Source organism: Chromobacterium rhizoryzae (assembly GCF_020544465.1).
GTDB lineage: Bacteria > Pseudomonadota > Gammaproteobacteria > Burkholderiales > Chromobacteriaceae > Chromobacterium.
On the sequence record NZ_CP066126.1, the window covers coordinates 3,490,499 to 3,509,328 of the forward strand.

The following is an 18,830-nucleotide window of genomic DNA, read 5'->3' on the forward strand; positions in this document are numbered from 1 at the left end:
GCAAAAAGCTTAATTCTCAAGGCTTGCGCCCCCGCTCATCCAAACTGCATGCTATGATCTCCGCTCTGTTCCGTGGGCGCGAAATCCGCTTTCGACTGCCTAAATGTATTGAATAACAACACACATCATTCAGCATGCAATATAAAAACAAAGACCACGCCAACGCCGGCAATCCTTTAATGGAGCAACTCGCCAACAGCGCCAAACTCTCCGCGCTGATCCTATGTCTGGATCAGGCGCAATTGCTGAGCGAGCAACTGTTAAACGAACTTAACAGCAGAGATAAAAGAATTAATGCGATAGAGCAGGAGCTGCTGCGAGCGCAACAAGAAATCACACAGCTTAAATCCACGCATTAAGCCAAAAGCGCCGCTGGTTTTAACAAGCGGCCGCAGCCATTTGCCAGAGCCGTCAATTCCACTCAGTCCTCAATAGCAAGCGACAGGCCATCTTATTGGCGGCTCCCTTATCCCGGTTTTTCATGCGCGCTTCGCGCCGGACTCGCCTCGGCGGGCGTCTCGGCTCCGTTCCGGCGCCGGCGCGCTGTAATCGCGTCGCTACAATTCCGTAGTCATCGCCGGCCGCTCCGGCCTTTCGCCAAATCCATGGTTTTCGTTGCGGGCCGGCCACGCCGAATACGCCGGATTCCCCGACGCCGCCATCCCGGCGGCAATGCCCTACAGGCCTGAGTTCCAGCGGACTTCGCCGTCCGTTCGCGCATGCGGTCCGCGCGGCGAACGCGGCCATCCTCTTGAAAAGAAGCGGATTCTGTTGGAAAATATTTGACGTCAAATCAAGAGCGCGCCCGGCGCTCTTGTCATTTCCGCTTACCTTTCGGCTCCCCCGCAACATCACTTGGCAAGGCCAGCTTGGCAGTTGGGTATTGCTACCTATAATCGATTTAGAGCAAATTACCTATGGGGTAATTTAAAATATCGCCGAACCCGTCCTGGCCGTAATATCAAATGCCGCAAGGCGTTTCCAATACCGGCCGCGGCGTGGGAAGAAAGATTATAAAAATGAGATTCCATATTGAAGACAAAGTCGTCTTCGACCCTGACGAGGGCAGCCTGCTGCCCGGGGATCAAGACAAGATCATCCTGAAATACAATGAAGCGCTGCTGCTCAAGCTCTTGCTCTCCGGACTGTTCGAAAAAAACGAGCTGATTGAAAACGTATGGGGGAAAACCATCGTCACCGACTCCAGCTACCACAAGCTGGTATTCGATCTGCGCGCGCAGCTTGAGAAAAGCGGGCTGGATCCCAAGATCATCAAGACCATTCCGAGGCGCGGCTGCCAATTCGTCGGCGCCTTCGCCACGCTGGAGCCGCGGGAGGACGCCGACGGCGCCCTGCCCGCGCCGGAAAGCCTCCCGCCCGCGGCCGGAGCCGCGCCGGCGCCCAAGCGGCGCATGGCGCGCTGGCGGCTGCCGGTCCGTGTCGATCGCCGCCAGGCGCTGGCCCTGCTGGCCATCACCGCCGCGGGTCTGCTCTTGGGCTGGCACGCCTCTTGGTGGATTCCGCAAATGAACATTCATAAAATGCGCGACGGCGCGCGCAGCCTGTTCGTGGTGGGCAATGTCTACCGCGACGCGCCCAAGCTGCCGGAAAGCGGCGGCGACGCCTTCTACATCAAGAGCGGCAAATGCACGGCGAGTTATCTGTGCGACAAGAAATACGGGAGCGATCTCAATTGCAAAAACAAAATCGTGTTCTGATCGCTCTCGGACTGTTTCTGATCGCGCTCTATCTGGGCTATGCCGGCCACAACTACATCATGGACAGCCGCACCATCTGCACCGCCCGCATCTCCGAGCTCAAATTCCCGCGCAATAGCGGCGAGACGGCGATCACCAGCGGCTTCATCGATCTGGACATGAAGAACGAGACCATCCACTTCTTCCTGCATTCGCCCACCGGCGACTACATCAACCGCCTGCTGCAGTTCAACACCAGCTACGGCTGGAACGGCGAGGCCAACGCGGTCACCATCGTCAAAAAGACCAAGTCGCCGTCCGAGTACGGCAGCCTGGCCAGCGAATACCATATCTTCGACATCGGCACCCGCCACCTGATCAATATGGTGCCGGTCACCAACCATGTCACCCAGGTCAATTTCGACTCGATCAGCTTCTTCTGCGAAAACCAGGAAATCCTGTAAGCCCGGCCCGGCGCGTCCACGCCGCCGGGCCTTGAGCCGGGTTCTCAGAACCTGTTTACGATCTCCGAGCCTGTTCAAAGTCTCGCGAGCAAGAGCGAGACAAGGCGAAAACGAGCGAAAAAGCGGAATGTACACGTGGTACATGAGCATTTTGAGCTTGTTTTTAACGCCGTATCGCTGAAGCGCAGCAGACATTGAACAGGTTCTCAGAAATACGCCATCGCGTAAGTCATCGCCCCCACCAGGCTGCAAAAGATCAGGCTGTGCTTGAGGGTGAAGCGGAACAGGTCCGCCTCCTTGCCCACCAGGCCCACCGCCGCGCAGGCCACGGCGATGGACTGCGGCGAAATCATCTTGCCGGTCACGCCGCCGGTGGTGTTGGCCGCCACCAGCAGAATGTCCGACACGCCCAACTGATGCGCGGTGGACGCCTGCAGTGCCGAGAACAAGGCGTTGGACGAGGTATCGGAACCGGTCAGGAACACGCCCAGCCAGCCCAGGAAGGGCGAGAAAAAGGGAAAGGCCTTGCCGGTATTGGCCAGGCACAAGGCCAGCGTGCTGGACATGCCGGAATAATTGGCGACAAAGGCGAAGGCCAGCACCATGCCGATGGACAGGATGGGCCGCTTTAGTTCCAGCAGGGTTTCGCCGAAGGCGGCGGCGGCCTGCGCCGGCCGGAAGCGCAGCAACACGATGGACAGCAAGGCCGCGACGAAAATGGCGGTGCCCACGGCGGACAGCAGGTCCAGCTTGTACAGCGCCTCGTAAGGCTTGTCCGCGGCCACGATGGGCGCGGTCTTGATCACCAGATTGTCCAGGTAGGGCACATGGAACTTCAGCACCCAATGCTCCAGCGCGCCGCCCTTGGCGAACAAGGCCTTGAACGGTTTCAGGCTCCACAGCGTCACCAGCGCGGTCAGGATCAGGAACGGCCCCCAGGCGCGGGCGATCCGGCCCAGGCCGAAGCCGGAAGGCCGGCGCGGGCTGGGCGCGCGGCGACCGGCGAAAGTGAAGATCTCGCGCGGCTGCCACACTTTCAGGAACAGCGTCAGACACACCAGGCTGACCAGGGCCGAAGTGATGTCCGGCAGTTCCGGCCCGATGTAGTTGGAGGTGAAATACTGAGTGACGGCGAAGGAGCCGCCGGCCACCAGCACCGCCGGCCAGGTTTGGCGCACGCCTTTGAGGCCGTCCATCATCATCACCAGCCAGAACGGCACCAGCACCGACAGAAACGGCAGTTGATGTCCGGCCTTGGCGCCGATGGCGAAAGGGTCCAGCCCGGTGACCTGACCGGCGACGATGATGGGAATGCCCATGGCGCCGAAAGCCACCGGCGCGGTATTGGCGATCAGGCACAGGCCGGCCGCGTACAGCGGATTGAAGCCCAGGCCCACCAGCAGCGCGGCGGTGATAGCCACCGGCGCGCCGAAGCCGGCGGCGCCCTCCAGAAAGGCGCCGAAGGAAAAGCCCACCAGCAGCATCTGCAGCCGTTGATCCTCGGTCACCGACAACACCGAGGCGCGGATGATGTCGAACTGCCCGGTCTTGACGGTGATCTTGTACAGAAACACCGCGGCGATGATGATCCAGGCGATGGGCCACAGGCCGTAGGCGAAGCCGAAACCGGCGGCGGCCAGCGCCATGTCCGCCGGCATGCCGTAGAACAGCGTGGCCACCAGCAAGGCCAGCAGCACGGTCAGGCTGCCGGCGACATGGCCCTTGAGCCGGAACACCGCCAGCGCCAGGAAAAAGAAAATAATCGGCAAGGCCGCCATCAGCGCCGACAGCGCCATGCCGCCGGACGGAAAGTAGTTTTGGGTCCAGATCATGATGTCTCCTCTGTAGTCTCTCCTTCTTCTTGCGCGCACAAACATCCGCGCGGCGGCGGACCAGCCGCGGCCGTGTGGACGGAATGCGTTCAGGGAAGGATGTTTACCGGCGTTTCAACTCGGCGCCGGCCGCCCGGGCGGCGGCGCCAACGATGCGGCCTTCGTAGCGGGCCGCTTTTAGAGCCTGTTTACGATCTGCTGCGCGTCGGCGATACGGCGTTGAAAACACCTTCGAAATGCTCATGTACCATCTGTACATTCCGCTTTCTCAGCCGTTTTCGCCTCGTCTCGCCTTAGCTCGCTAGATCGTAAACACGCTCCAGGGGTGGTGCAAAAATCCAGCAGCGCCTCGATGCTGCGGTATTCAAAGCCGGCGTGCTCGCTCAGGCCGATCTGACAAGTGCGGCTCATCGACACGCCGTGGCGGCAGCCCTGGGGCAAGGCCGGCGGCAGCCGTCGCAAGCTGTGCGCGTTCAGCTCCGGCACGGTGAAGCCCTTGTCGCCGGCGAAGCCGCAGCAGGCGATGTCCGGCACCGTCAGCCGCTCGGCGCAGCGGCCGGCCAGCCGCTTGAGCGCGTCCGCCGCGCCCATCTCGGCGGCGCTGCAGGGGATGTGCAGCGCCAGTTGCGCCAGCTTGCGCGTCACCGCCAGCCGCGGCGCGACGAAGGCGTCCAGGAAGCGGGCCGCGTCGAACAGACGCAAGCGCGCGTCCAGCCGGCCTTGGCGCTGGGCGGACAGGATGCGCGCCGCGCACGGCCCGTTGTCCAGGTAAACCGGATGGCGGCCGTCTTCGCTGGCGGCCAGCAAGGCCAGGTTCAGCGCGTTCTGACTGATGTCCAGCGCCTCCGCGGCATTGGCCGAGGCGAAGGGCTGGCCGCAGCACAGGCCATCCTGGCCGGACGGATAGCGAGGGCTGAAACCGGCGCGGCGCAGCAAGGCCAGCGTGGGCGCGGCGGCGTTGCCGCCGTCGGCGTCCGCGGCCAGCGCGCGGTTGACGCAGCTGAGGAAGAGCACCACCGGCTCGCCGTCGCCGCCGGCGGCGGGCAGACGGCCGGCCGGCCGCGGCAGATGCGCGGGCAGCAAGGGAATCACCTTGTGGCGGCGACGCAGCCGCAAGCTGATGCGGTGCAGCCGCTCCGGCCCGAATAGATGCGCCAGCGCCAGGCCGGCGCGGACGGCGGACGCGGCGGCGCCGATGTGGCGGGCGGCGAAGCGCGCGGCGCGGGGCCGCGGCGACGGGCCTTGCAAGCGCTTCATCAGATCGCCGGTATTGATGCCCACCGGACAGCGCGTCGCGCACATGCCGGTGGCGGCGCAGGTATCGATGGCGCGGTAGCGGAAATCGGCGCGCAGCGCGGCCAGCTCTTCCGCCGCGCCGCCGTCGCGGCTCAATTGCTGGATGCGGCGCCAGGCGACGATGCGCTGGCGCGGGCTCAGCGTCAGCCCGTGCGACGGACAAGCCGCCTCGCAAAAGCCGCATTCGATGCAGCGGTCGACGATGGGATCGGCCGCCGGCAAGGGCTTGAGGTTTTCCAGGTGCAGCCGCTCGTTGTCGGTGATGATCACGCCGGGATTGAGCAGACCGTCCGGGTCGAACAAGGCCTTGATGCGGCGCATGATGTTCCAGGCGGCGTCTCCCCACTCCTGGCGCACAAAGGGCGCGACATTGCGGCCAGTGCCGTGCTCGGCCTTCAGCGAGCCGTCGTATTCGCCGGCCACCAGCGCGCTGACGTCCTGCATGAAAGCGTCGTAACGCGCCACCTCGCGCTCGCTGTCGAAGCTGGGCGCGAACACGAAATGCAGATTGCCGTCCAAGGCATGGCCGAACAACAAGGCCTCGTCATAGCCGTGGCGGTCGAACAAGGCCGTCAGCCTGGCCACGCCGTCGGCCAGCTGCGGAATCGGAAACGCCACGTCCTCGATCACCACGGTGCTGCCCAGCGGCCGCACCGCGCCCACCGCTGGAAACAGGCCCTTGCGCAAGGCCCAATAGCTGTCGCATACCGTGGCCTCGCGGCTGAAGCCGCTGGACAGACGCGGCGCGAAACCCGCCAGCAGTTGGTCTATTGCCGCGCAATGGCGCTCCAGCTCCGCCTCGGAGCCGGCGCGCGCCTCAATCAGCAAACAGGCCTCCTCCGGACCGAACGGCCGCGCCAGGAAATCCGGCAGCCCCGGCTTGCCGTGCAAGGCGCGCAGGCTGCGGCTGTCTATCAGCTCCACCGCCGCCACGCCGTGGGCGTTTGCGGCCGCGCTCAGCGCCGACACCGCGCGGCAGCACGGCTCCAGCGCGTCGAACAGCAGCAAGGCCGAGGCCTTGTGCGGATGCTCGATCACGCTGTGGAAGGTGATTTCGCTGATGAAGCCCAGCGTGCCCTCGGAACCGATCAACACATGGCTGAGCATGTCCACCGGGTCGTCGAAATCCAGCAAGGCGTTGATGCCGTAGCCCGTGGTGTTCTTCAGCCGGTATTTGCGGCGCACCCGCTCGGCCAGCGCCGCGTCGGCGCGCAATTCGGCCGCCAGGCCGGACAAGCCGGCCAGCAGCGCGGCGTGGGACTGGCGGAAAGCCGCCACGCTGGCGGCGTCGCCGGTGTCCAGCGCGGCGCCGTCCAGCAGCAGCAGGCGCATCGCCGCCAGCGTGTGATAGCTGTTGTCGCGGGTGCCGCAGCACATGCCGCTGGAGTTGTTGGCGGCGATGCCGCCGATCTTGGCGCTATTGATCGACGCCGGGTCCGGGCCGATCTTGCGGCCGTAAGGCGCCAGCAGGGCGTTGGCGTGGCTGCCTATCATCGCCGGCCCCAGCCGGACGCGCGCACCGTCGTCCAAGACCTGGCCATGGTTGAAGCCATCGCCCAGCAAGACCAGCACCGAATCGCTGACCGCCTGGCCGGACAAGCTGGTGCCGGCGGCGCGGAAGGTCAGCGCCACTCGGTGGCGGCGCGCCAGCGCCAGGATGGCAGCCACTTCCGCCTCGCAGTCGACGCGGGCGACGATTTGCGGCCGCAGCCGGTAGAAGCTGGCGTCGGTGCCGTAAGCCAATGTGGACAGCGGGTCGGTGTAGATGCGCGCCGCCGGCATCGCCGCCAGCAAATCCTGATGGAAAGCCTGATGCGCCGGGCTCATGCTCATGGCCGCTCCCCGGCGGCGCGGCGCGCTTCGCGTTCGCGCACCAGCTCGTGCAGGGTCTTGGGCGCCGGCGTCAGCGGCGCGTGGTTCTGGGTCCAGCCCAACTGGCCGCCAAGCGCGAGCTTGCGCAGCCGGGTGGCGCCCCAGCCGAACCAGCGGTACAGCCGCGGCGAGGCGTGGACCTGGCGCCAGCCCTTCCAGGCCAGCCGCTCCGCCGCGCTGGCCGCCGCGCCCTGGCCGCGCAGCGGATGGCTGACCGCCTCCCCGGCCGGACGTTGGCTTTCCTCGCGCAGCCGCATCAGCATCTCGGGGATGGGGATCTTCACCGGGCAGACCTCGCCGCAAGCGCCGCACAGGCTGGAGGCGGTGGGCAGATCGCGGGTGTTTTCCAGGCCCAGCAGATGCGGCGAAATGATCTCGCCGATCGGCCCCGGATAGGTGGTGCCGTAAGCGTGGCCGCCGATGCGGGCGTAGACCGGGCAATGATTCATGCAGGCGCCGCAGCGTATGCATTGCAGCGTCTTGCGCAATTGCGCGTCGGCGTAGGCCTGGCTGCGGCCGTTGTCCAGCAGCACCAGATGCACTTCACGCGGACCGTCTTTTTCGCCGGCGCGGCGCGGGCCGCTGATCATATTGAAATAAGTGGTGATGGGCTGGCCGATGGCAGAGCGGGTCAGCAGGCTGTACAAGGGCGGCACGTCGGCCAGCTTCTCCACCACTTTCTCTATGCCGGTGATGGCGATGTGCAGGTCCGGCACCGTGGTGCACATGCGGCCGTTGCCCTCGTTCTCCACCAGGCACAGCGTGCCGGTTTCCGCCACCGCGAAGTTGACGCCGGACAGGCCGACGTCGGCGTCCAGATAGAGCCGGCGCAGCGCGCCGCGGCCTATCTGTATCAACTCGTCCACGTCCTCGGTGTAGGGCGTGCCCGGCAGCTTGTCGTGGAATAGCCTCGCGATGTCGGCCTTGGTCTTGTGTATCGCCGGCATGATGATGTGAGTGGGCTTTTCGCCGGCCAGCTGCACGATGTACTCGCCCATATCGCTTTCCACCGCGGCGACGCCGCGCGCTTCCAGATAATGGTTGAGTTCGATTTCCTCGCTGACCATGGACTTGCCCTTGACCATCAGCCGGCCGGCGCGCGCCGCCACCAGACCGTGGATGATGCGATTGGCCTCGTCCGCGGTCTCGGCCCAATGCACTTGCACGCCGTTGGCGCTCAGCCTCGCCTCCAACTGCTCCAGCAAGTCCGGCAGCCGCGACAGGCAACGCTGGCGAATGGCCTCGCCCAGCGCGCGCAAGGCGTCCAGTTCCGCCGGATCGTCGAAGGCCGACAAACGCTTGGCCATCAGAAAATCCATCGCCCCGCGCAGGCTGTGGCGCAGTTCGCCGTCGGCCAATGCCGCGCGCGCCTGCTGCTTGAATTGGCGCGAGGGATAAAGCTCGATCTTGTGCTCGCTCATGGTCGGGCCTCCTCCGCCTGCTCCAGCTGCGCCGGATCGATGTGCTCGGGCAGCTGCGCCAGCACCAGCAGTTCACGCGGGCCGTGCGCGCCGTAGGCCAGCGTCAGCTGGATGTCGGCGGTCTTGGACGGACCGGAAATCAGCAAGGCGTTGGTAGGCATGCCGTCCTGCCAGTTTTCACAACGCATCGCGCTGTAGAAGTCCGGATAGAGCGTGGCGGTGTCGAACAGGATGATGTGCAGCGGCGGCACCAGGCTCATGGTCCGCGGCTCCTGCGCGTCCGGCCACAGCACCAGGGTGCCGGTGGCGGCGATGCCGCAGCGCGCCGCGGTGAACGCGGCCTCGATCTCGAACAGCTCGGCCTTCCAGCCGTCGACGGCGCGGTCGAAGAAACGCAGCGCCGGCGGCGTCGGCAAGCCTTGCAGCACCGCCTCGGCGCGGCGGCCGTGCGCGGTGTCGGACAGCAGCAAGGAGGCCGGCCGCCGCTGCGCGATCCACACCGCCAGCCGCGTGTGCCAGTCGTCGGCGCGCACCCACAGCACCTCGGTCTTCACCGCCCGCATCGCCCGCGCCCAGCCGCGCAAGGCATCCAGGCTGTGCTGCGGCGGCGCGAAGCGCCGGAAATGCGCGTCCAGTTCCGGCCGCGGCAACTCCTCGCGCGGCGCGGCGCGCAGCTTGGCCAGAATGGCCTCGCGGGCGCTCATGCCTTGCCTCCCACGCGCTCCAGCAGAAAGCTGGCCAGATGCCGGCCCCGAAACGCCCTGCCCTCCTTGGCCAGCTTGCCGTTGATATTGAGCAGACAGCCGCCGTCCGCGGTGATGAACTCCACCGCGCCGCTGTCCCGCAGCGCGGCGGCCTTGTCCGTCACCATCGCCCCGGCGATGTCAGGATGCTTGATCGAAAAAGTGCCGCCGAAACCGCAGCACTCGGATTCATGGTCGTGCACCACCCGTTCCACATTGGCCAGCCGCTCCAGCAAGGCCCAAGAGGACAGATGCACATTCATTTCACGGCGGGCGGAACAGGAGGTGTGCACCGCCACCTTCACCTTGGGGCCCTGATCTTGCGGCCGCCAGTCCAGATGGTTGAGCAGAAAATCGCTGAACTCCACCACCCGCGCGGCCGCCGCGCAGGCGCGCGCCTCGTCCGGCTGGCCGGCGAACAGCTTGGGCCAGTGGTGCTTGATCATGCCGCCGCAGGAGCCGGACGGCACCACGATGGGCCAGTCCTCGGCAAAGCAGTCCAGCTGCGCCCGCGCCACCGCCAGCGCTTCCGCCGGATGGCCGCTGGTATAGGCCGGCTGGCCGCAGCAGCTCTGTTGCTGCGGAAAGTGCACTCGCAAGCCCAGGCCTTCCAGCAAGGCGATGGCGTCCACGCCGGCCTGCGGCAAAAACAGGTCCAGCAGACAGGTGCCGAACAGATACACGTTGGCAGGCTTCATCCGGTTTCCTTTGTAAATTGGTAAGACCAATTATTTTTATTAAAACAACTCTAGAGTGATTGCTTGAGTCCGTCAATATGACGACGCGGATTCCCGCACCGGCTGTGGTAAGCTGCACTCACTCTGGTCTGACCAATTTTTCCGAACCGACAAGCCCGGCGCCATGGCCTATCCCAAACTGAACATCCCCAAACTCTCCGGCGTCATCGTCGAACAACTGGAAAAGCGCATTCTGGACGGCGTGCTCAAACCGGGAGACCGCCTGCCGCCGGAACGGCAGCTGGCCGAGGAGTTCGGCGTGTCCCGGCCCTCGCTGCGCGAGGCGATCCAGCAACTGGCGTCGCGCGGCCTGCTCAGCAGCCGCCAGGGCGGCGGCACCTGGGTGACGGACCGGCTGGAAACCGCGTTTTCCGACCCCTGGGAAAAGCTGCTGAACCAGCATCAGGACTTGCACGGAGACTTATTGGAATTCAGGCGGGTGCTGGAGGGCGCGGCGGCGCGCAGCGCGGCCAACCGCGCCACGCCGGCCGACCTACAGCGTCTGGAACATTGCGTGAACCAATTGCAGAGCGCCTACGACGGCGGAGATCTGGCCCAACAGGCGCAGGCCGACGTGCGCTTTCACCAGGCGGTGGCCGAGGCCTCGCACAATGTCTTGTTCGCCCATCTGAGCGGCAGCCTGCTGGCCATGCTGCATCGGCACGTCAAGGACAATATCGCCGATTTGTTCGCGGTGGGAGAAGTGGCGGACGCGCTGCGCGCGCAGCATCTGGCCATCTGGGAAGCTATCCGCGACAAGCAGCCGGACGCCGCGCAGCAAGCGGTGGAACAACATCTGGACTTTGTCGCCACCACGCTGCAAAGCAGGCAGCGGCAAGCGGAGCGCGATGCGCGGGCGCGCATGCGCCTGGAACATCAGGACCCTTGAAACGCGCCTGCGCCGGCCGCCGCGGCGCCAGCATCCATTCAAGGTCTCGCAGGCCAGCGCGAGACAAAGTGAAAACAGCGGAAGAAGCGGAACGCGCTCGCGGCGCATGAGCATTTCGAAGCGGCGCTCGCCATGCCAGGCTTCACGAGGCGCGGCAGATGGTGAATGCTGCTAGACCTGCCCCAATCTCTTCTGACTCTTGATCACAAAGCGCTCGCGGTCCTCTCCCCTGGCCTCCGCCTCCACCAGCCACACCGGCGGCCTGCCGCGGCCGGACCAGGTCTGGTGCGGCATCGCCGGGTTCTGATATTTGGGCGTCACGCCGTTTTTGGCGTAGAGCTTGGGCAGAATCAGGCCGTAAGCCATGGCCAGCCGCTCAATTTCTTCTATCCCTTTCTGCTGACGCAACTGAACGCGGTCCGTCAGGGTGTTCAGCAGGAAAACCGCGGCTTCTTTCAAAGCCTGGTCCGAGGAGGAGTCCAGCAAGTCCTCGTTGATCAACTGTTTTTTATTCATGCACGCCTCCTAAGCTTTGCCGGACTGTCGCGTCCCTTCCCACCCCGGCCAATCCGCGCCCGGCATTCTCATGTCTATGCCATCCATCGTTAGCCGCCGATTTGAGCCAGGCTTTAACCTTGTCCGGCATTAACTCTTTGCGCTAATGCCGGACGTGAATTGTTTTTCCGCGGATATTCTATCCCCGCCACCCCAATGGCTTGGAATAGGAATAAACTGATTTTTCCCAGAAAATCACGGCTTTGCGGCCAGCGGCGTCAAAAGCCGCCGCCGCCGCCCCTTAAACCCTCTTTCTCACCCGGCGCCCACCAAGGGAAATATTTTGAGAAAAGCCTTGCGCGGCCTGAAAAGCCTAGGTATAGTTCGCTTCCTGTCGAGACCGACCGGGCGAAAGCCGGGAAGGACGAAACACTCCGTGGGGGTATAGCTCAGCTGGGAGAGCGCTTGCATGGCATGCAAGAGGTCAGCGGTTCGATCCCGCTTATCTCCACCACAATTCAGTCCCCATCGTCTAGAGGCCTAGGACATCGCCCTTTCACGGCGGTAACCGGGGTTCGAATCCCCGTGGGGACGCCAGCAATACCGGGGGTATAGCTCAGCTGGGAGAGCGCTTGCATGGCATGCAAGAGGTCAGCGGTTCGATCCCGCTTATCTCCACCAAATATAAAAGCCGAAATCTCGCGATTTCGGCTTTTATTCTTTCCCGCGCGGATTTTATTCCGCCGCCATCCTGAATTCGTTCTTACCCGCCCTCTTGGCCTGGTACATCGCCCGGTCGGCCGCATGCAGCAAACCGCCCAGATCGCCGCCGTTTTCCGGAAAGAACGCCACCCCTATGCTGGCCGACACCGCGCACTCGTCGTCACCCAAAGCCACCGGCTGCGCCAACACCGTCAAGAGCCGCCCCACCATCACGCTGCAGGACTCTCCGCGATCCAAGCCCGGCGCCACCACCAGAAATTCGTCTCCACCCAGGCGCACCACCAAATCCTCGCCGCGCACATGCTGACGCAGACGCTCGGCCATCGCCACCAGCAACGCGTCGCCCGCCTCGTGCCCCCAGCCGTCGTTCACCGCCTTGAAGCCGTCCAGATCGATGAACAAGAGCGCGATGCGCTCATTGCGGCGCTTGGCCCTGGCAATCTCCTTATCCAGTTCCACCTGCAGAAAATGGCGATTGCCCAAACCGGTCAGCTGATCATGGTAGGCCAGGAAATGAATATGCGCTTCCGCCGCGCGTATCGCCGAAATATCGGAGATGGCCAGCACGTAATGACTGACCGCCCCCTCCCCGTCCCGCACCACCGACGCATGCTGCCAGCAAGGAAAGGTTTCACCCCGGCGGCGACACACCACCTCGCCCTGCCAGAAATGCCGCTCACCCTCCAGCCGGCGGTAAAAACTCTCGCCATGCGGCTCCACATGCAGGCAATCGTCCGGATCACTGCCCAACGACTCTTCCGCGCTCAAGCCCGTCAATCGGTAAAAGGATTCGTTCGCCGACACGATGCAACGCCGATGATCCAATACCAGAATCCCCTCCGCGCTGGCCTGAAACACCACGCTGGCTTGCCGCAGGCTGGCCTCGCTCAAATGCGCGTCGGTCACGTCTCGCGCCACCCCCACCCAACGCGCCGGCTCGCCCTGCGCGGCGAAATTGCGCCCGCACAGCTCAAGCCAGCGCTCCGCGCCCTCCGCGTCCAGCTTCACTGTTTTCTGCAAGACCCGCTCGGACTCCAAGATCCGCGTCAACTCGGCGGCGTCGGCCTCGGCCATGCCGAGCAAACCGGGCAGCCCGTCCTCGGCGACGGCGAACGGGAACGCGTCCAGAAACTCCTGCTCCCACGCCATCTCGCCGCGCCGGCCGCCCCATTCCCACACCCCCAGCCGGGCCGCCTCCACCGCCATGCGCAAGCGACGGCGCTGACGCTGCTCCTCCACCTCCGCCCTGCGCCGCGCCAGCCCCATGCGCACCGAGGCGTTCAGCTCCCGCAACTGATACGGCTTGAGCAGATAGCCGTAGGGCGCGCTGCCTTCCGCGTTGCGCAGCATATCGTCCTCGGCGTAGGCGGTCAGAAAGATGGACGGGATCTGGAAACGCTCGCGTATCACGCGCGCCGCCTCGGTGCCCGGCACGTCGCCGTCCAGATGAATGTCCATCAACACCAGATCCGGCCGATCCGCCCCCGCCCGCCGCACCGCGTCGTCCGCATTGGCGCAGACGCCGAGCACCCGGTAACCCAAAGACTCCAGACTGGTCTGCAAGTCCAGCGCCACCACCCCTTCGTCTTCCACGATCAACAAACCGTTGTCCATATTCATTCCGCGCTCTCCGGCTCATCGCTGAACGCGATCTCCACGCAGGCCCCGCCCGCCTCAGGCCGCAGCAAGCGAGCCTCCCCCTTCAACTGACCCACCAGGGTGGGAATCAGGCGAAACCCCAAGGAACTGACCTCGCCCAGCTTCACCGACTCCGGAATGCCGACGCCGTCGTCCGACACCAGAATCCGGCAACGCCCGCCGTCCTCCCGCTCCAGCGCCACCTCCACCGTGCCGCGCCGATCGGGAAACGCATGCTTGAGCGCATTGGTCACCAACTCGTTCACCAGCAAGCCGCAGGGAATCGCCCGCTGCATGCCCAGATACACCGCGGCGCCCATGCCGCGGCAGCGCAAGCGCACCCCGACGTCCGACACGCTGCCGCTGAGCAACTGAGTCAGCCGCTCCAGGTAAACCCCCACGTGAATCCGGGAAAAGTCGCCGTGCTCGTACAAGAGCTGATGGATCAGCGCCATCGCGCGCACATGATTCTGACACTCGGTCAGGACCGCCACCGCCTCCGGCGGCGCCGAGCGCGTTTGCAGATTGAGCAGACTGGAAATGACTTGCAGATTGTTTTTGACCCGGTGGTGCACCTCGTTGAGCAAGGCGGTCTTTTCCTTCAAGGCCAGCTCCAGACTGGCCTGCGCCGCCTTGCGCGCACTGATGTCGGTAATGGTGGCCAGCACTTGCAACTCCCCGCCGTCGCGCACCGGCGTCAGGCCGATTTCGGCCGGGAACTCGCCGCCGTCGCGCCGCACCCCGAAGATTTCCTGCTGGCGCGCCATCTCCCGCGCCTCCGGGCGGCGCATATAATTTTCGATCAGCCGCCCATGGCCGTCGCGGAAGCGCTCCGGCACCAGGCCGGAAATCATCAGACCCTCCATGCCGACGCCCAGATAATCGAACATCACCTCCGCCCGATGATTCGCCATCCGGATGCGCCCGCCCTGGTCTATCATCACCAAGCCGTCCAGCGCGGAATCCACCACCATTCGCAAGCGGGCCTCGCCCTCGCCACGCAGACGCTCGGCCCGCCGCTCCGCCGCCACGTCCCTGACCACCGCCAACACCCCCGCCACCTCGTCCGCCGAGGCGCAATACGGCAGATAGCTGATCTGCCACTCCCTGAGCGCGCCCTTGCCGCCGGCGCCCACCCTGGAATTGACGCAAACATCCAGCACCGGCTCGCCGCTCTCCATCACCTGCCGCATCAGCGATTCCAGATATTCGCCGATCTGCGGCAGCGTTTCCGCCACGCCGCGCCCCAGATGGGCCGAATGCGGCAGGCCGTTGGCCTCCGCCAGACGTTGGTTGAGCAATCGATAACGCATCTGGCCGTCAATCAGCGCCAGTCCCACCGGAACCGCTTCCAGCACATCGGACAACACCTGTTCGGCGCAATCCAAGGCGCTGCCTTCGCCCTTCAGGGATCCAGCCACCCGGCCTCCTCACGCCGCCCCCAGCTCGCCGCGCCGCGCAGCCGGAAACGGCCGCGCTCAAGCGCGCGCAAACGAGGCGGTCAAGTTGTCACCAGCTTGTGTTATATGACGTATGGAATGGGAAGCAAACTGTTAAAATTGCTTAGCGCAATCAATTGGGACAGGCGCGCCAGGGCGCCGAGAACTCGGCGGAAAACCGCGACGAACGCGCGGAAACGCAAAAAGGCCACGCGATGCGTGGCCTTTTGAATTCTGGCTCCCCGAGCAGGGCTCGAACCTGCGACCTGCGGATTAACAGTCCGTCGCTCTACCAACTGAGCTATCAGGGAACATCTCTTGCGAGAGAGGGGTATATTAACCAAACCCCTGAGCGGCGTCAACACCCGGAGCGCTAAATAGCAGCGCTCCGGGCCTCAGACTACGTTCAAGGATTGCGGGTTTCCACCTGCACCAGGTCAGCCGGAGCGGCGCCTTGCTGAGCCTGACGAGTCACGTCGCGACGACGCGGCCCCGCCGGCAATACCGGCTCCTGCGCCGCGGGCGCCTCGACTACCGACTTGGTGGACACCATGACCAAGCCGCCCAGGCTTGCCGGCTCCGCCGCGGCAACGGCGCGGGTCTCGACCACGGCCGGCGCCTCGACTGCCGGCTCGACCGGCTCGGCCTGTTCCGGCTCGCTCTGCGCAGCGGCAACTTCCGGCGCAGGCGCGGGTTCCGCCGCGACAAACGCCTCGACAGCCTCCAGCACCGAAACCACTTCAACCGCCGGAGCCGCCTCAAGCACCGGAGCCGCTTCCACGACCGGGGCCAGCTCAATCGCCGGAGCCGCGTCAACAGCCGGCTGTTCCGGCTCAACCGCCGCAACAGGCTCGAACGCTTCCCGCGCCGGCTGGACCGCTTCAACCGCCGCGGATTCAACCGCCGCCGCTTCCTCGCGCTGCTCAGCCGCTGCCGCCGGCGCTTCAGCCGGCGCCTCGGCCACCGCCTCGACGACGGCTTCCACCGCTACCGCGCTGACAACGGCCGCGACCGCGATCGGCGCCGCTTCCGCCGCCGGCAGGGCAAGACCCTCTTCCTGCGGCGCTGCGGCCGGATCATCGCGACGACGGTCGCGACGGCTGCGACGACGACGACGCTCATTGCGCTCCTGCTGCTCGGCGTCGCCTTCGGCGCGAGCCTCGTCGACAACCGGCTTGCTCAGCTCCAAAGCCTGCTCTTCCGCCTGCGGCGCCTGACGACGACGCGGTTCCTGCTGCGGACGCTCCTGCTTCTCCAGCTTTTCCGGACGCTCCTGCGGCGCTTCCTCACGCGCCGGCTGTTGACGCTGCGCGTCCTTCAGCTCGCGCGGTTCGCGGCCTTCGCGAGTCTCGCGGCCATTGTCGCGCTCGCGGCCATTGTCGCGCTCGCGGCGGCGGCCGTTGCGCGGCTGCTCGCCGCGCTCCTGGCGCTCCTCGCGTTGCGGCGGCTCTTTGCGCTCCGGACGCTCCTGGCGTTCCTGACGCTCGCCGTCCTGGCGCTCACCGCGTTCGGCGCGCTCCGGACGACGCGGTTTCTCATCGGCACCTTGACGACGCTGTTCGTGTTCGCGACGCGCCTGACCGCCCGGACGGCGGTCGCCGTTGCGCTGGCGGTTGCCGCGTTGCTGAGACTGGGCCGCCGGCTTTTTCTTCTCGGCCGGCTGAGCCGCTTGCTCCGGCTCGGCGAACAGGCTCTTGACCCAAGCGCCCAGCTTGCCGAACAGACCCGGCTCCGGCTCGGCCGCCTTGGCCGCCACCGTCGGCGCCGGCTGCTGAGGCGTAATGCCCTTGACCGCGGCTTCCTGACGCTCCAGCTTCGGCTTTTCATGGCCGAAGTTGGTGATCACGTCTTCTTCCTGCACTTCCACCCGCTTGTAGCTCGGCGCTTCGCCGGCTTCGGCCAAGTCGTCGTGGCGCACGCGCACGATCTTGTAATGCGGGGTTTCCAGATGGATGTTCGGGATCAGCACCACGTCCACGTCCAGACGCTCTTCGATCGAATGGATCTCGGAACGCTTTTCGTTGAGCAGGAAGGTGGCCACGTCCACCGGCACCTGCGCGTGAACCGCGCCGGTGTTTTCCTTCATCGCCTCTTCCTGAATGATGCGCAGGATGTGCAGCGCGGAGGACTCGGTGCCGCGGATGAAGCCGATGCCGTGACAGCGCGGGCAGGTCTCGTGGCTGGTCTCGCCCAGGCTGGGCTGCAGACGCTGACGCGACAATTCCAGCAGGCCGAAACGGGACAGCTTGCCCATTTGGACGCGAGCGCGGTCGTGCTTGAGCACGTCGCGCAGGCGGTTTTCCACGTCGCGCTGGTTCTTGGCGCTTTCCATGTCGATGAAGTCGATCACCACCAGGCCGCCCAGGTCGCGCAAGCGCAGCTGGCGGGCGATTTCCTCGGCCGCCTCCAGGTTGGTCTTGACCGCGGTGTCTTCGATGTCGGCGCCCTTGGTGGCGCGCGCGGAGTTGACGTCGATGGACACCAGCGCTTCGGTGTGGTCGATCACGATGGCGCCGCCGGACGGCAGCTGCACGCTGCGCGCGAAGGCGGTTTCGATCTGGTGTTCGATCTGGAAACGGGAGAACAGCGGCACATGATCCTTGTACAGCTTCACACGCGACAGCATGTTGGGCATCACATGGCTCATGAACTGACGGGCCTGATCGTAGATTTCCTCGGTGTCGATCAGCACTTCGCCGATGTCCGGATGGAAGTAATCGCGGATCGCGCGGATCACCAGGCTGCCTTCCTGCAGAATCAGGAACGGCGCGTTCTGAGCGCCGGCCGCGCCTTCAATCGCGCGCCACAGCTGCATCAGGTAACCCAGATCCCACTGCAGTTCTTCCAGATTGCGGCCGATGCCGGCGGTACGGGCGATCAGGCTCATGCCGTGCGGCACTTCCAGCTGAGACAAGAGGTCCTTCAGCTCCTGACGCTCCTCGCCCTCGATGCGGCGCGATACGCCGCCGCCGCGCGGGTTGTTGGGCATCAGCACCAGATAACGACCGGCCAGGCTGATATAGGTGGTCAGCGCGGCGCCTTTGTTGCCGCGCTCGTCCTTCTCCACCTGCACGATGACTTCCATGCCTTCGCGCAGCACATCCTGAATGCGCGGACGGCCGCCGTCATAGCCCTGGAAATAGGAACGGGACACCTCTTTGAACGGCAGGAAGCCGTGGCGTTCGGTGCCGTAATCGACAAAACAAGCCTCAAGGGAGGGCTCGATACGGGTAATCACACCCTTATAGATATTCCCCTTGCGCTGCTCCTTGCCTACAGTCTCGATATCGAGGTCGACGAGCTTTTGTCCGTCGACGATAGCAACGCGCAGCTCTTCAGCTTGCGTTGCGTTGAACAACATGCGTTTCATTTACATTCCTTGCGCGGCACTCACGCAAGGGATGCAGCCAGTATTTGACGGCCCAGTGACTATTGATGGGCGCTTTCCGAAAGAAGTGTCGATGTAAAGATCGAAAAAAACAGTTTTGACAAGCCTACTTCCTGAAAATCGATCACACGCAGACCTGACTCATGTGCGCAATTGGCGCTCCGGGATCGCCGGCCTGCCTCAAAGGGCAGGACAT

General features: G+C 64.8%; 14 protein-coding genes and 4 tRNA genes. 7 read left to right on the top strand and 11 right to left on the bottom strand.

The genetic code is table 11. The features are described 5' to 3' along the window. Positions 1–134 precede the first annotated feature (134 nt). The 3 genes from JC616_RS15660 (at position 135) to JC616_RS15670 (ending at position 2,161) form a co-directional block, all read left to right on the top strand. Positions 135–359 carry a hypothetical protein gene (locus tag JC616_RS15660; protein WP_107799831.1) on the top strand — a complete coding sequence of 75 codons (225 nt, stop codon included), beginning with the start codon at positions 135–137 and terminating at the stop codon, positions 357–359. Positions 360–1,019: 660 nt separating this feature from the next. Further along, positions 1,020–1,718, top strand: a complete 699-nt coding sequence (locus JC616_RS15665; protein WP_227104141.1) for a winged helix-turn-helix domain-containing protein — start codon at positions 1,020–1,022, stop codon at positions 1,716–1,718. Further along, complete coding sequence (locus JC616_RS15670; RefSeq protein WP_107799833.1) at positions 1,694–2,161, top strand: hypothetical protein; 468 nt, start codon at positions 1,694–1,696, stop codon at positions 2,159–2,161. Before JC616_RS15665 ends, JC616_RS15670 begins: the two co-directional genes overlap by 25 nt. Before the next feature lie 206 nt (positions 2,162–2,367). On the opposite strand, the gene JC616_RS15675 is transcribed toward JC616_RS15670, so the two are convergent. The 6 genes from JC616_RS15675 to JC616_RS15700 all read right to left on the bottom strand — a co-directional run bounded on the left by JC616_RS15675 (position 2,368) and on the right by JC616_RS15700 (position 10,023). Continuing rightward, complete coding sequence (locus tag JC616_RS15675) at positions 2,368–3,996, bottom strand: lactate permease LctP family transporter (protein WP_227108597.1); 1,629 nt, start codon at positions 3,994–3,996, stop codon at positions 2,368–2,370. Positions 3,997–4,096: 100 nt separating this feature from the next. Continuing rightward, positions 4,097–4,237, bottom strand: a complete 141-nt coding sequence (locus JC616_RS15680) for a hypothetical protein (protein ID WP_227104143.1) — start codon at positions 4,235–4,237, stop codon at positions 4,097–4,099. Then, on the bottom strand, positions 4,234–7,122 hold the full coding sequence (locus JC616_RS15685) for an FAD-binding and (Fe-S)-binding domain-containing protein (RefSeq protein WP_227104145.1): 2,889 nt from the start codon (positions 7,120–7,122) through the stop codon (positions 4,234–4,236). Before JC616_RS15685 ends, JC616_RS15680 begins: the two co-directional genes overlap by 4 nt. Next, positions 7,119–8,582, bottom strand: coding sequence for a LutB/LldF family L-lactate oxidation iron-sulfur protein (locus JC616_RS15690; RefSeq protein ID WP_107799835.1), 1,464 nt, complete (start codon positions 8,580–8,582; stop codon positions 7,119–7,121). The genes JC616_RS15685 and JC616_RS15690 overlap by 4 nt, the downstream gene beginning before the upstream one ends. Next, a complete protein-coding gene (locus JC616_RS15695) occupies positions 8,579–9,286 on the bottom strand; it encodes a LutC/YkgG family protein (RefSeq protein ID WP_227104147.1) in 708 nt (235 codons plus the stop codon). Before JC616_RS15695 ends, JC616_RS15690 begins: the two co-directional genes overlap by 4 nt. Continuing rightward, positions 9,283–10,023 carry a (Fe-S)-binding protein gene (locus tag JC616_RS15700; RefSeq protein ID WP_227104149.1) on the bottom strand — a complete coding sequence of 247 codons (741 nt, stop codon included), beginning with the start codon at positions 10,021–10,023 and terminating at the stop codon, positions 9,283–9,285. The genes JC616_RS15695 and JC616_RS15700 overlap by 4 nt, the downstream gene beginning before the upstream one ends. Positions 10,024–10,186: 163 nt before the next feature. On the opposite strand from JC616_RS15700, the gene JC616_RS15705 reads away from it, so the two are divergent. After that, positions 10,187–10,951 (top strand): FCD domain-containing protein, encoded by a 765-nt coding sequence (locus tag JC616_RS15705; RefSeq protein ID WP_227104150.1) that lies wholly within the window; start codon positions 10,187–10,189, stop codon positions 10,949–10,951. Positions 10,952–11,122: 171 nt separating this feature from the next. On the opposite strand, the gene JC616_RS15710 is transcribed toward JC616_RS15705, so the two are convergent. Further along, positions 11,123–11,467, bottom strand: a complete 345-nt coding sequence (locus JC616_RS15710) for an H-NS histone family protein (RefSeq protein ID WP_107799839.1) — start codon at positions 11,465–11,467, stop codon at positions 11,123–11,125. Between the two features lie 417 nt (positions 11,468–11,884). Here JC616_RS15710 and JC616_RS15715 point away from each other — a divergent pair. From JC616_RS15715 to JC616_RS15725, 3 genes are all read left to right on the top strand, one after another. Next, positions 11,885–11,960: transfer RNA gene (locus tag JC616_RS15715), tRNA-Ala, on the top strand. 7 nt (positions 11,961–11,967) lie between these two features. Next, a tRNA-Glu gene (locus tag JC616_RS15720) sits at positions 11,968–12,043 on the top strand. Positions 12,044–12,051: 8 nt separating this feature from the next. Next, positions 12,052–12,127, top strand: a tRNA-Ala gene (locus tag JC616_RS15725). A 54-nt stretch (positions 12,128–12,181) separates the two neighbouring features. On the opposite strand, the gene JC616_RS15730 is transcribed toward JC616_RS15725, so the two are convergent. The 4 genes from JC616_RS15730 to JC616_RS15745 all read right to left on the bottom strand — a co-directional run bounded on the left by JC616_RS15730 (position 12,182) and on the right by JC616_RS15745 (position 18,616). After that, positions 12,182–13,789 carry a diguanylate cyclase domain-containing protein gene (locus JC616_RS15730; protein ID WP_227104152.1) on the bottom strand — a complete coding sequence of 536 codons (1,608 nt, stop codon included), beginning with the start codon at positions 13,787–13,789 and terminating at the stop codon, positions 12,182–12,184. Continuing rightward, positions 13,786–15,228, bottom strand: coding sequence for a sensor histidine kinase (locus JC616_RS15735; protein ID WP_227104154.1), 1,443 nt, complete (start codon positions 15,226–15,228; stop codon positions 13,786–13,788). The genes JC616_RS15730 and JC616_RS15735 overlap by 4 nt, the downstream gene beginning before the upstream one ends. 253 nt (positions 15,229–15,481) lie before the next feature. After that, a tRNA-Asn gene (locus JC616_RS15740) sits at positions 15,482–15,557 on the bottom strand. 95 nt (positions 15,558–15,652) lie between these two features. Beyond that, entirely contained in the window at positions 15,653–18,616 is a 2,964-nt protein-coding gene (locus tag JC616_RS15745; protein ID WP_227104156.1) for an Rne/Rng family ribonuclease, read from the bottom strand. Positions 18,617–18,830: the final 214 nt, after the last annotated feature.

Excerpts from the sequence above, each read along its gene's own strand:
- JC616_RS15660 (WP_107799831.1), top strand. The coding sequence starts at position 135 with ATGCAATATAAAAACAAAGACCACGCCAACGCCGGCAATCCTTTAATG.
- JC616_RS15665 (WP_227104141.1), top strand. The coding sequence starts at position 1,020 with ATGAGATTCCATATTGAAGACAAAGTCGTCTTCGACCCTGACGAGGGC.
- JC616_RS15680 (WP_227104143.1), bottom strand. The coding sequence starts at position 4,237 with ATGAGCATTTCGAAGGTGTTTTCAACGCCGTATCGCCGACGCGCAGCA.
- JC616_RS15685 (WP_227104145.1), bottom strand. The coding sequence starts at position 7,122 with ATGAGCATGAGCCCGGCGCATCAGGCTTTCCATCAGGATTTGCTGGCG.
- JC616_RS15690 (WP_107799835.1), bottom strand. The coding sequence starts at position 8,582 with ATGAGCGAGCACAAGATCGAGCTTTATCCCTCGCGCCAATTCAAGCAG.
- JC616_RS15695 (WP_227104147.1), bottom strand. The coding sequence starts at position 9,286 with ATGAGCGCCCGCGAGGCCATTCTGGCCAAGCTGCGCGCCGCGCCGCGC.
- JC616_RS15700 (WP_227104149.1), bottom strand. The coding sequence starts at position 10,023 with ATGAAGCCTGCCAACGTGTATCTGTTCGGCACCTGTCTGCTGGACCTG.
- JC616_RS15705 (WP_227104150.1), top strand. The coding sequence starts at position 10,187 with ATGGCCTATCCCAAACTGAACATCCCCAAACTCTCCGGCGTCATCGTC.
- JC616_RS15710 (WP_107799839.1), bottom strand. The coding sequence starts at position 11,467 with ATGAATAAAAAACAGTTGATCAACGAGGACTTGCTGGACTCCTCCTCG.
- JC616_RS15730 (WP_227104152.1), bottom strand. The coding sequence starts at position 13,789 with ATGAATATGGACAACGGTTTGTTGATCGTGGAAGACGAAGGGGTGGTG.
- JC616_RS15745 (WP_227104156.1), bottom strand. The coding sequence starts at position 18,616 with ATGAAACGCATGTTGTTCAACGCAACGCAAGCTGAAGAGCTGCGCGTT.